We start from the raw sequence: 13,224 nt of genomic DNA, 5'->3' as shown, positions 1-13,224 counted from the left end.
ATTTGTAGGTCATATTACTTATCGGGTTTTTGGGTTTAAAGCTTTATTTAGAAAATAATAAAACCGGCCTGATCTACAGGCCGGTTGTGTGACGCTATTCAAGGTTTGCGTGGTGGGTGAACATGGTTTCAGAATCGAGTCCTTTTTTCTCCATGAGTTTTAAAATCACTGCATCATAGAATAGCAGCAATGTTTGCTCAAATAAGGAACCCATTGGCTGAATGGTTTTATAGCTTCCGTTTGACCGGTCTTTAGGGGACCCGGGCATTTTGACGATGAGATCCGCTTGTTTTCCGATGCTTGATTCCGGATTGATGGTTAAAGCGGCAACGATCCCGTGTAAGCTTTTTGCTTTTGCAGCTGTATGGATTAAGCTCTTTGTCTCGCCGGATCCTGAGCCGATAATGACGAGATCTCCCTCGCGGAGCGGCGGAGTGAGAATCTCACCGGCAATATGGGCGTTGAAGCCCATGTGCATCAATCTCATCGCGAAGGATTTTGCCATCAGGCCAGACCGCCCCGCCCCTGCAGTGAAAATTTGATGGGACGAAAGAATGTGATCGGCGAGCTGATCAGCTTCTTCATTAGAAATATAAGCCGCTGAACGGTGTAACTCGTTTAGAATTTCCGTTACGAATTCAGTCGTTTTCATATGATTTATCCTTGGGCAATAAGCTGTTTCATTTTTGAAGCTGTTTCCGCTTTATCGGCTGCGCTTGTAATTCCGCCCCCAACAATGACAAGGTCAGGATTTTGTTTGATCACTTCTGGCAGTGTATCAAGTTTGATCCCGCCCGCAATTGCGGTTTTTGCGTTTTTAACGGTATTTTTGATTGTCGTTAATTCTTCGAAAGAGTTTTTGCCCTCTGCTTGAAGATCATATCCAGTGTGAACGCAGATGTAGTCAACACCGAGTGCGTCAATTTCTTTCGCACGGGATTCAATATCTTTCACGTTAATCATGTCTACCAAGATTTTCTTCTTCTGTTTTTTGGCTTCTTCTACTGCGCCTTTAATCGTTGCATCGTCTGTAGCCCCTAAAACGGTGATAATGTCAGCGCCTGCTTCAGATGCTTTCATGATTTCATATCCGCCGGCATCCATGATTTTCAGGTCTGCTAAAACCTTCAATTGCGGAAATGCTTCTTTTATTTCTTTAACGGCTCTAAGGCCCTCATTAATGACAACCGGTGTTCCGATCTCAACCACGTCGATGTATTGTTCCACTTCTTTGACGAGTTCGATGGCTTCCGGGATGTTGACGAGGTCTAATGCCAGCTGTAATTCCATTGTTGATCCACTCCCTTTTTCGAATTATTTTTCATTCTATAGGTTCACTCTTTTGCTGAGAAGTAGGCACTTTGAAGTCAACTAGTTACTTGGAGGATACTGTGAGTAGAGGCAATCAGATTTCTTTCGCTTGGTTTTAGGAGTGAGTATAATAAAAAGGAGTCTGCAAAAAAGTAAGTAAGTGATGATACGTATCTAACATACAAAAAATATACTAAGGGGGGATTTCTTTTGAGCCGGATGGACGACAAAAGGTTTAATTGTGAGAAGGAATTAACGCTTGCGGTGATCGGCGGTAAATGGAAAATGCTCATTTTGTGGCATTTAGGAAAAGAAGGCACGAAACGGTTCAATGAATTAAAAGCTTTGATTCCTGATATTACGCAGAAGATCCTCGTGAATCAGCTGAGAGAGCTTGAGCAGGATATGATTGTTCACAGGGAAGTGTATCCGGTTGTCCCGCCGAAGGTTGAATACTCCTTGACCCCGCAAGGAGAAAGCCTGATGCCTATTCTTGATGCCATGTATGAGTGGGGGAAAGGCTATATGGAGCTGATTGACATCGATAAAAATGTCATAAAGGAATCATTGTAAGGCGCTCTTGAATAAGGGTGTCTTTTTTTTGCCTGTTTTTCGGTTTTTGCGCGGTAAACATATGGGATGTAAAGATTGTAAATGGCTTTCAACAATAAATAGGATGAAGCGGAAAGGATCATTTTAAAAATTTTTATTTTTCTGTAAATAATGTTTAGTGGAAATTATTGCGGCATCCCGCAAAAATATCCCAGTAAATAAACTGGAATCTTTCGGTATCCCGCATGAAACTTTTCACCCATTTTTCGGTGATAAAAACATTTTTTTCATTTAAAGTGAACGGTAGTAAGGTAAAAAATATTGAAAACAATGAATAATTAGCCAAAATTGTATCGTGTTTGGATGAGGGATCTTGCGGTCTTTATTTGCTTGTGTTAAACCCCGCAATGATGATTGATGGCAGTTGTTTTGACAGCAGCAATCTGTTTTTTTGTTAGGATGCACTGCTTTTTAAACGTAGTACTTTGGGCTTTTTCGGCTGTTAGTTCATAAGGATTAAAAGCTTTTATGGATAAGAAAGGGAAAATATGCTGCACATGTTCACTGGTTATTGAAGATTAGGGGAGGTATGACAATATGGAAATAACTTTTTACCCTTTAACGGATGCACAAAAACGAATTTGGTATACAGAAAAATTTTATCCTGACACGAGTATTTCAAATCTTGCGGGGATTGGTAAGCTGGTTTCAACTGAAAAAATTGATTGGAAGCTTGTGGAGCAGGCGATTCAAGCGTTTATCCGCAGAAATGACGCCATGCGACTTCGTTTGCGTCTCAATGAAAACGGAGAGCCCGTTCAATATATTAGCGAGTATCGGCCTGTTGATATAAAACATACTGACACCACTGGAGATCCGAATGCGATAGAGTCTATTTCACAATGGGGCCGGGAGGAAACGAAAAAACCTCTGCCGCTGTACGATTGTGACTTGTTCCGTTTTTCCTTGTTCACCATAAAGGAAAATGAAGTATGGTTTTACGCAAATGTTCATCACGTGATTTCTGATGGAATTTCCATGAATATTCTCGGAAATGCGATTATGCACATTTATTTAGAATTAGCCGGCGGCTCAGATACAAAAGAGGGCATTTCGCATTCATTTATCGATCATGTTTTATCTGAACAGGACTATGCTCAATCAAAACGGTTTGAAAAGGACAAGGCGTTTTGGAACAAGCAATTCGAAACGGTGCCTGAACTTGTTTCCCTGAAACGGAATGTCTCTGCAGGAGGAAGTTTAGAGGCTGAGCGGTTTTCTAAAGATGTGCCTGAGGCGCTTCATCAGCAGCTTCTATCGTTTTGTGAGGCAAACAAGGTCAGCGTTCTTTCGGTGTTTCAATCGGTGCTCGCCGCCTATTTGTACAGAATCAGCGGCCAGAATGATGTCGTGACGGGAACCTTTATGGGCAACCGGACAAATGCGAAAGAGAAGCAGATGCTTGGCATGTTTGTATCAACGGTTCCGCTGCGGACGAACATTGACGGCGGGCAGGCGTTCTTAGATTTTGTCAAAGACCGGATGAAGGATCTCATGAAAACACTTCGTCACCAAAAGTACCCGTATAATCTCCTGATCAACGATTTGCGTGAAACAAAGAGCTCTCTGACGAAGCTGTTTACGGTTTCTCTTGAATATCAGGTGATGCAGTGGCAGAAAGAAGAGAATCTGGCCTTTTTGACTGAGCCGATTTTCAGCGGCAGCGGATTAAATGATGTATCAATTCATGTAAAGGATCGATGGGATACTGGGAAACTCACCATTGATTTTGATTACCGCACTGATTTATTTTCACGTGAAGAAATCAAAATTGTTTGTGAACGCATGATTACGATGCTGGAGAATGCATTATTGCATCCAGATCATACCATTGATGAATTAACGCTGATTTCTGCAGCGGAGAAAGAGAAGCTGCTTGTGAGGGCCGGCGGTGAATCTGTCAGCTATCGTAAGGATATGACGATTCCAGAGCTGTTCCAAGAACAGGCTGAGCAGCTTTCTGATCATCCAGCGGTTGTATTTGAAGATCGCACATTGTCCTATCGAACGTTACATGAGCAATCTGCACGCATCGCCAATGTGCTGAAACAGAAAGGCGTTGGCCCTGACAGACCTGTTGCGGTTCTGCTTGAACGCTCTGAACGGATGATTACGTCTATCATGGGGATTTTAAAAGCCGGCGGAGCCTATGTGCCGATTGATCCCGCTTTTCCTGCGGAGCGCATTCAATATATTTTGGAGGACTGCGGGGCGGACTTCATCCTGACTGAATCGCAGATTGAAGCTCCTGCGGCCGATGCTGAATTGATTGATTTTGATCAGGCGATTGCGGAAGGTGCTGGCGAAAGCCTGAATGCAGATGTAAACGCACGGAACCTTGCCTACATTATTTACACATCGGGAACAACCGGACGTCCGAAAGGCGTTATGATCGAGCATCGCCAGGTTCATCATTTGGTTGAATCTTTGCAGCAGACGATTTACCAAAGCGGCAGCCAAACACTGCGGATGGCATTGCTTGCGCCATTCCACTTCGATGCGTCAGTGAAGCAGATTTTCGCGTCGCTTCTTTTGGGACAAACCCTTTATATTGTACCGAAGAAAACAGTGACGAACGGATCTGCCCTAGCTGCGTATTATCGCAGGCACTGCATTGAGGCAACGGACGGAACACCGGCCCATCTGCAAATGCTGATAGCAGCTGGCGATTTTGAAGGCTTAAAGCTGAAGCACCTGCTGATTGGAGGAGAGGGTTTATCGTCTGTCGTTGCGGACAAGCTGCTGAAGCTGTTTAAAGAAGCCGGCATAGCGCCGCGTTTGACCAATGTGTACGGGCCGACCGAAACGTGTGTGGACGCATCTGTTCATCCGGTTATCCCGGAGAATGCTGTTCAATCAGCGTATGTGCCGATCGGGAAAGCGCTGGGGAACAACCGCTTATATATTTTGGATCAAAAAGGCCGGCTGCAGCCGGAAGGCGTGGCGGGCGAGCTTTATATCGCGGGCGATGGTGTTGGCCGAGGTTATTTACATCTGCCTGAATTGACGGCTGAGAAGTTTTTACAAGATCCATTCGTACCAGGCGATCGGATGTACCGGACCGGAGACGTGGTGCGCTGGCTTCCAGATGGAACAATCGAATATTTAGGAAGAGAGGATGACCAGGTCAAAGTCCGCGGATACCGGATTGAGCTCGGGGAAATTGAAGCCGTTATTCAGCAGGCGTCTGACGTTGCGAAAGCCGTTGTTTTGGCACGTCCTGACGAACAGGGAAATCTCGAGGTCAGCGCATATGTTGTGCAGAAGCCTGGAAGCGAATTTGCTCCAGCCAGCCTGCGGGCACACGCGGCCAGACAGCTTCCTGACTACATGGTGCCGGCTTACTTTACGGAAATCACAGAAATTCCGCTCACGCCAAGCGGCAAAGTCGACCGCCGCAAGCTGTTTGCACTAGAGGTGAAGGCGGTCAGCGGAACGGCCTATACGGCGCCGCGAAATGAGACGGAAAAAGCAATCGCAGCCATTTGGCAGGATGTGCTCAATGCTGAAAAAGCGGGGATCTTTGACAATTTCTTTGAAACGGGCGGGCATTCATTGAAGGCAATGACGCTTTTAACAAGGATTCATAAGGAAACAGGCGCTGAGATTCCGCTTCAATATTTGTTTGAGCATCCGACGATTGCCGCTCTTGCAGAGGAAGCCGATCACAGAGAAAGCCGGGCATTTGCAGCAATTGAACCTGCTGAAAAACAGGAGCATTACCCGCTTTCATTGGCACAGCAGCGAACATATATCGTCAGCCAGTTTGAGGATGCGGGAGTCGGATACAACATGCCGGCGGCAGCGATTTTGGAAGGACCTTTAGAGATTCAAAAGCTGGAGCGGGCATTTCAAGGGTTAATCCGCCGCCACGAGTCTCTGAGAACGTCATTTATTCTTGAAAACAACACGCCGAGACAGAACATTCATGAAAGCGTCGATTTCAAAGTCGAGTTGATGGAAAGAGGCGGCCGCTCCGATGAGGAAATTATGACTTCATTCGTCCGGAAATTTGATTTGGAGAAAGCGCCGCTGTTTAGAATCGGCTTGATGAAGTTAGAAGAGAACCGTCATATGCTGCTGTTTGACATGCACCATTTGATTTCTGACGGTGTGTCCATCGGCATTATTTTGGAGGAGTTAGCACGGTTATATAAAGGCGAACAGCTTCCTGAGCTTCGTCTTCAGTATAAGGATTACGCCGTGTGGCAAAGCGGACAGGCTGCTGAAGGGTACCAGAATGACCGGGCGTATTGGAAGGAAGCCTTTGCGGGCGAGCTTCCGGTGCTTCAGCTTCTGTCCGATTACCCGAGACCGCCTGTTCAAAGCTTTGAAGGAGACCGGGTGTCAATCAAGCTGGATGCGGGCTTAAAGGATCGCTTAAATCGTTTGGCTGAACAAAACGGCGCCACGCTTTATATGGTGATGCTGTCCGCTTACTATACGCTTTTGTCAAAGTATACAGGACAGGATGACATCATTGTCGGCACGCCGTCAGCGGGCAGAAACCACTCCGATACAGAGGGCATTGTCGGGATGTTCGTCAATACGCTCGCGATTCGCAGCGAAGTGAAGCAGGATGAGACGTTTACCGATTTGATCACGCGTGTCCGCACACAGGTGCTGGATGCTTTTTCTCATCAGGATTATCCGTTTGAGTGGCTTGTTGAAGATTTGAACATTCCGCGTGATGTAAGCAGACATCCGCTGTTTGACACGATGTTCAGTCTTCAAAATGCGACAGAGGGCATTCCGGCTGTCGGCGATCTGTCTTTGTCTGTTCATGAGACTAACTTCAAGATTGCAAAATTTGATTTGACGATGCAGGCGAGAGAAACCGATGAGGGCATTGAGCTTGATTTAGACTACAGCACGAAGCTGTTTAAACAAAGCACGGCAGACAGGCTGCTTACGCATTTTGCGCGTTTGCTTGAAGATGCTGCTGCTGAGCCTGAGAAACAGATTTCTGAGTACAAACTTCTTTCCGAAGAGGAGACTGCTTCGCAAATTCAGCAGTTCAACCCGGAAAGAACACCTTATCCGAAAGACAAGACAATTGTTCAGCTGTTTGAAGAGCAAGCGGCGAAAACGCCAGACCAGCCGGCACTTCAATATGAAGGCGAATCACTTACCTATCGTGAGCTGAATGAACGGGCCAATCGGTTAGCGCGCGGCATTCTTTCTCTTGGGGCAGGCGAAGGCAGAACAGCGGCTGTCTTATGCGAGCGGTCAATGGACATGATTGTGTCGATCCTCGCGGTATTAAAGACAGGTTCGGCTTATGTTCCGATTGATCCGGAGCACCCGATTCAGCGGATGCAGCATTTCTTCCGCGACAGCGGAGCGAAGGTGCTTCTCACTCAGAAAAAATTAAAGGCTTTAGCAGAAGAAGCGGAATTTAGCGGCGTTATCGTGCTTGCAGATGAGGAAGAAAGCTATCATGCCGATGTGCAAAATCTTGCACTGCCTCTTGATTCTGCGGCGATGGCCAACCTGACGTATACTTCCGGAACGACAGGAACACCGAAGGGAAATATCGTGACACATGCTAATATTCTGCGCACGGTGAAGGAAACGAATTATCTCAGCATTACAGAACAGGATACGATTCTTGGACTTTCCAATTACGTATTTGACGCGTTTATGTTTGATATGTTCGGTTCTTTGTTAAACGGTGCCAAGCTTGTGCTGATACCGAAAGAAACAGTTTTGGATATGGCTCGCCTGTCTCGCGTTATTGAGCGGGAGAACATCAGCATTCTTATGATTACAACCGCTTTGTTCCACCTGCTTGTGGACTTGAATCCGGCGTGCTTGTCAACGCTGCGCAAGATTATGTTTGGCGGGGAGCGGGCTTCAGTTGAGCATGTAAGAAAAGCTTTGCAAATTGTCGGAAAAGGCAAGCTCCTTCACATGTACGGGCCGTCTGAAAGCACGGTTTTCGCGACGTATCATCCGGTTGATGAATTGGAGGAGCACACGCTGTCTGTTCCGATTGGAAAACCGGTCAGCAATACGGAAGTATACATCCTTGACCGGGCGGGACACGTGCAGCCTGCCGGGATCGCCGGGGAGCTATGCGTCAGCGGCGAAGGGCTCGTGAAAGGCTATTACAACCGTCCTGAACTGACTGAGGAGAAATTCGTTCCGCATCCGTTTGCATCAGGCGAACGCATGTATAAAACGGGTGACCTTGCCAGATGGCTGCCGAATGGCGATATCGAATTTATCGGGCGGATCGACCACCAGGTGAAAATCCGCGGACAGCGCATCGAGCTTGGAGAAATCGAACATCAGATGCAAACCCACGACCGCGTGCAAGAGAGTGTTGTGCTTGCAGTTGACCAAGGCGCGGGAGACAAACTGCTCTGCGCGTACTTTGTCGGAGAGGGAGAAATCTCATCTCATGAGCTGAGAGAGCATGCGGCGAAGGATCTGCCGGCTTATATGGTTCCTGCGGTTTTTATCCAGATGGACGAGCTGCCGCTGACCGGGAACGGAAAAATCGACCGGAGAGCGCTGCCGCTTCCTGATGCCAACGTCTCAAGAGGTGTTTCATATGTTGCGCCTCGCAATGAAACGGAACAAAAAGTCGCAGACATTTGGGCGCATGTGCTTCAGGCTGAACAAGTCGGCGTTTATGACCAATTCTTTGACATCGGCGGACATTCATTAGCAGGTATGAAGATGCTTGCCTTGGTTCATCAGGAACTGGGCGTTGAGCTGTCACTCAAAGATCTCTTCCAGTCACCGACGGTTGAGGGCTTGGCACAGGTGATTGACTCTGCTGAAAAAGGGACAGTCATCAGCATCAGCCCGGCAAAGAAACAAGATACGTATCCTGTTTCTTCACCGCAAAAACGGATGTACGTGCTTCAGCAGCTTGAAGGAGCGGAAACGAGCTATAACATGCCGGCGGTTCTGCGCCTTACAGGTGAGCTTGATGTTGAAAGGCTCAACAGCGTGATGAAGCAGTTGATGAAGCGTCATGAAGCCTTTAGAACCACGTTTGAAATAAAAGATGGAGAAACGGTGCAGCGAATCTGGGAAGAAGCTGAATGTGAGTTGGCATATTTCGAAGCCGCAGAAGAAGAGACAGAGCGGATCGTTTCCGAGTTTATCAAGCCTTTCAAAATCGATCGGCTTCCGCTGTTCAGAATGGGGCTGATCAAGCATTCAGACACTGAGCATGTGCTGCTGTTCGATATGCATCATATTATTTCTGATGGGGCGTCTGTCGGCGTGCTCATTGAGGAGCTTTCAAAGCTGTACGATGGAGAAACCCTTGAGCCGCTCCGCATTCAATATAAGGATTATGCCGTGTGGCAGCAGCAGTTCATTCAATCTGAGCTTTACAAGAAGCAAGAGGAGCATTGGCTGAAGGAGCTGAAAGGAGAGCTGCCTGTGCTGACGCTTCCGACTGACTATAGCCGGCCTGCCGTTCAAACATTTGAGGGAGACCGCATTGCATTTTCATTAGAAGCGGGCAAAGTTGATGCCCTGCGCAGACTTGCAAAAGAAACGGATTCCACAATGTACATGGTTCTTCTCGCTTCATACAGTGCGTTTTTATCAAAACTGAGCGGGCAAGACGATATCATCGTCGGTTCACCTGTAGCCGGACGATCTCAAGCGGACGTCAGCCGCGTCATCGGAATGTTCGTCAATACATTGGCGCTGCGCACGTATCCTAAAGGTGAAAAGACGTTTGCTGACTATCTTAGCGAAGTGAAAGAAACGGCACTCAGCGCTTTTGATGCGCAAGATTACCCGCTTGAGGACTTGATCGGGAACGTACAGGTTCAGCGTGACACGAGCAGAAATCCGTTATTCGATGCAGTGTTTTCAATGCAAAATGCGAACATCAAGGATCTAACGATGAAAGGGATTCAGCTGGAGCCGCATCCGTTTGAACGGAAAACGGCCAAGTTTGACATTACACTGACCGCTGACGAAACCGATGGAGGGCTTACGTTCGTACTCGAATACAATACAGCGCTGTTTAAGCCGGAAACGATTGAACGATGGAAGCAATACTGGATGCAGCTTCTAGATGCTGTCACAGGCAATCCGAATCAGCTGCTTTCCAGCCTGTCACTTGTCACGGAAACAGAAAAACAAACGCTTCTGGAGGCATGGAAAGGCAAAACATTGCCTGTGCCGACAGACAAAACCGTTCATCAGCTATTCGAAGAGACCGCTCAGCGCCACAAAGACCGCCAGGCTGTCACATTCAACGGACAGTCATGGACGTACGACGAGCTGAATGCGAAGGCAAACCGTCTTGCCCGGATTCTGATCGACTGCGGCATCAGCGCGGATGAGCGCGTCGGCGTTCTCACGAAGCCGTCGCTTGAAATGTCCGCTGCGGTGCTCGGCGTCTTAAAGGCGGGGGCGGCGTTTGTGCCGATTGATCCTGACTATCCGGATCAGCGGATTGACTATATTTTACAAGACAGCGGCGCGAAGCTTCTCTTGAAACAGGAAGGTATTTCAGTTCCGGATAGCTTCTCAGGAGACGTCATTCTTCTCGACGGGGATCGTACGATTCTAAGCCTGCCGCTAGATGAAAACGATGAAGAAAATCCAGAGGTGGATACAAACGCAGAGAACCTCGCGTACATGATTTACACGTCTGGAACGACCGGACAGCCGAAAGGTGTCATGGTCGAGCATCATGCGCTTGTGAACCTGTGCTTCTGGCACCACGACGCGTTCAGTATGACAGAGGAGGACCGCAGTGCGAAGTACGCGGGCTTCGGATTTGACGCCTCCATTTGGGAGATGTTCCCGACCTGGACAATCGGCGCCGAGCTTCACGTCATTGATGAATCGATCCGCCTCGATATCGTCCGCTTGAACGACTATTTCGAAACGCACGGCGTAACGATCACGTTCCTGCCGACACAGCTGGCAGAACAGTTCATGGAGCTTGAGAACACATCACTCCGTGTCCTCTTGACTGGAGGAGACAAGCTGAAACGCGCGGTCAAACAGCCGTACACGCTCGTCAACAACTACGGGCCGACAGAAAATACGGTCGTTGCCACGAGCACAGAAATCAATCCGGAGGAAGGCTCGCTTTCCATCGGGCAGGCGATCGCCAATACGAGAGTGTACATTCTCGGCGATGGCAATCAGGTGCAGCCGGAAGGCGTAGCCGGAGAGCTTTGCGTGGCGGGACGCGGCCTGGCGCGCGGCTATTTGAATCGAGAAGACGAAACCGCGAAGCGGTTTGTCGCTGATCCGTTTGTGCCGGGAGAACGCATGTACCGCACCGGCGATTTGGTGAAATGGACGGGCGGCGGCATTGAATACATCGGCCGGATCGACCAGCAGGTCAAGGTCCGCGGCTATCGGATCGAGCTCTCAGAAATCGAAGTCCAGCTCGCCCAGCTTTCTGAGGTGCAGGATGCGGCGGTGACAGCTGTCAAAGATAAAGGCGGCCATACAGCGATCGCGGCGTATGTCACACCGGAAACAGCTGACATAGAAGCATTAAAGTCTTCGTTGAAAGAAACCCTGCCGGACTATATGATCCCGGCGTTCTGGGTGACGCTGAACGAGCTTCCAGTTACCGCAAACGGAAAGGTTGACCGCAAAGCGTTGCCGGAGCCGGACATCGAAGCGGGAAGCGGAGAATACAAAGCGCCGACAACGGATATGGAAGAGCTGCTTGCAGGCATCTGGCAGGATGTGCTCGGCATTTCGGAGATCGGTGTCAGTGACAATTTCTTCTCGCTCGGCGGAGATTCCATCAAAGGAATCCAAATGGCGAGCCGCTTGAACCAGCACGGCTGGAAGCTGGAAATGAAAGATCTCTTCCAGCACCCGACGATCGAAGAGCTCACCCAATACGTGGAACGTGCCGAAGGCAAACAGGCGGACCAAGGCCCAGTGGAGGGCGAAGTCATCCTGACACCGATTCAGCGCTGGTTCTTCGAGAAGAACTTCACGAACAAGCACCACTGGAACCAATCGGTGATGCTTCATGCCAAGAAGGGCTTTGATCCTGAACGTGTGGAGAAAACGTTGCAGGCGCTGGTTGAGCACCATGATGCACTCCGTATGGTCTACCGTGAGGAGCCGAAAGACGTCGTTCAATACAACAGAGGACTTGAAGCTGCTTCAGCTCAATTAGAGATCATTCAGATTGAAGGCCAAGCGAAAGATTATGAAGACCGCATAGAGAGAGAAGCGGAACGGCTGCAAAGCAGCATCGACTTGCAGGAAGGCGGCTTGTTAAAAGCTGGATTGTTCCAAGCAGAAGACGGAGACCACTTGCTCCTTGCCATTCACCACTTAGTGGTTGACGGTGTGTCATGGCGGATTTTACTGGAGGATTTCGCCGCGGTTTATACACAGCTTGAGCAAGGCAATGAACCGGTTCTCCCGCAGAAAACACATTCATTTGCGGAGTATGCAGAGAGAGTGCAAGACTTTGCGAACTCCAAGGCTTTTCTGAAAGAAAAAGAGTATTGGAGACAGCTTGAAGAACAGACTGTCGCGGCAAAGCTTCCGAAAGATCGTGAATCTGGTGATCAGCGAATGAAACATACAAAGACAATCGAATTTTCGCTGACTGCTGAAGAGACAGAACAGCTTACCACAAAGGTGCATGAGGCATATCACACAGAAATGAATGATATTTTGCTGACGGCATTCGGGTTGGCGATGAAGGAGTGGACAGGTCAGGATCAAGTAAGTGTTCATTTAGAGGGGCATGGACGTGAAGAAATCATAGAAGACCTGACCATTTCCCGCACAGTCGGCTGGTTTACGAGTATGTACCCGATGGTGCTCGATATGAAGCATGCGGATGATCTGGGCTACCAGCTGAAGCAAATGAAAGAAGATATCAGACATGTGCCGAATAAGGGAGTCGGATACGGCATTCTGCGCTATCTGACGGCGCCGGAACATAAAGAAGATGTGGCGTTCTCGATTCAGCCGGATGTCAGCTTCAACTATTTAGGACAGTTCGATGAAATGTCGGATGCAGGCTTGTTCACGAGATCAGAGCTGCCGTCAGGACAGTCGTTAAGCCCGGAAACAGAAAAACCGAACGCGCTCGATGTTGTCGGATACATCGAAAACGGAAAACTGACGATGACACTGGCCTATCATTCTCTTGAATTTCATGAAAAAACGATAAAGACATTCAGCGACAGCTTTAAAGCCCATCTTGTCAGAATCATTGAACATTGCTTATCTCAAGATGGAACGGAACTGACGCCGAGTGACCTTGGCGATGATGATTTGACGCTGGATGAGCTGGATAAATTAATGGAAATTTTCTAA

The 13,224-nt window shown here is 48.3% G+C and carries 4 protein-coding genes; 2 read left to right on the top strand and 2 right to left on the bottom strand.

Features of this window, described 5'->3' with window-relative positions:
- Positions 1 to 94: 94 nt before the first annotated feature.
- Positions 95 to 652: a 6-phospho-3-hexuloisomerase gene (gene hxlB, locus KHQ79_RS18510; RefSeq protein WP_225516474.1), complete on the bottom strand. Its 558-nt coding sequence runs from the start codon at positions 650 to 652 to the stop codon at positions 95 to 97.
- 5 nt (positions 653 to 657) lie between these two features.
- Positions 658 to 1,290, bottom strand: a complete 633-nt coding sequence (gene hxlA, locus KHQ79_RS18505) for a 3-hexulose-6-phosphate synthase (RefSeq protein WP_060397902.1) — start codon at positions 1,288 to 1,290, stop codon at positions 658 to 660.
- Positions 1,291 to 1,521: 231 nt separating this feature from the next.
- On the opposite strand from hxlA, the gene hxlR reads away from it, so the two are divergent.
- Together hxlR and srfAA are read left to right on the top strand one after the other, a co-directional pair.
- On the top strand, positions 1,522 to 1,884 hold the full coding sequence (gene hxlR, locus KHQ79_RS18500; RefSeq protein WP_003241118.1) for a transcriptional activator HxlR: 363 nt from the start codon (positions 1,522 to 1,524) through the stop codon (positions 1,882 to 1,884).
- 576 nt (positions 1,885 to 2,460) lie between these two features.
- On the top strand, positions 2,461 to 13,224 hold the full coding sequence (gene srfAA / locus KHQ79_RS18495; RefSeq protein WP_225516472.1) for a surfactin non-ribosomal peptide synthetase SrfAA: 10,764 nt from the start codon (positions 2,461 to 2,463) through the stop codon (positions 13,222 to 13,224).

It is taken from the genome of Bacillus sp. TSO22, assembly GCF_020223595.1.
Lineage (GTDB): Bacteria > Bacillota > Bacilli > Bacillales > Bacillaceae > Bacillus > Bacillus inaquosorum.
This window is presented reverse-complemented; position numbering and strand designations above follow the sequence as displayed.

What these genes read in the sequence shown, in the direction of transcription:
- hxlA (WP_060397902.1), bottom strand. Translation starts at nt 1,290, where the DNA reads ATGGAATTACAGCTGGCATTAGACCTCGTCAACATCCCGGAAGCCATC.
- srfAA (WP_225516472.1), top strand. Translation starts at nt 2,461, where the DNA reads ATGGAAATAACTTTTTACCCTTTAACGGATGCACAAAAACGAATTTGG.
- hxlB (WP_225516474.1), bottom strand. Translation starts at nt 652, where the DNA reads ATGAAAACGACTGAATTCGTAACGGAAATTCTAAACGAGTTACACCGT.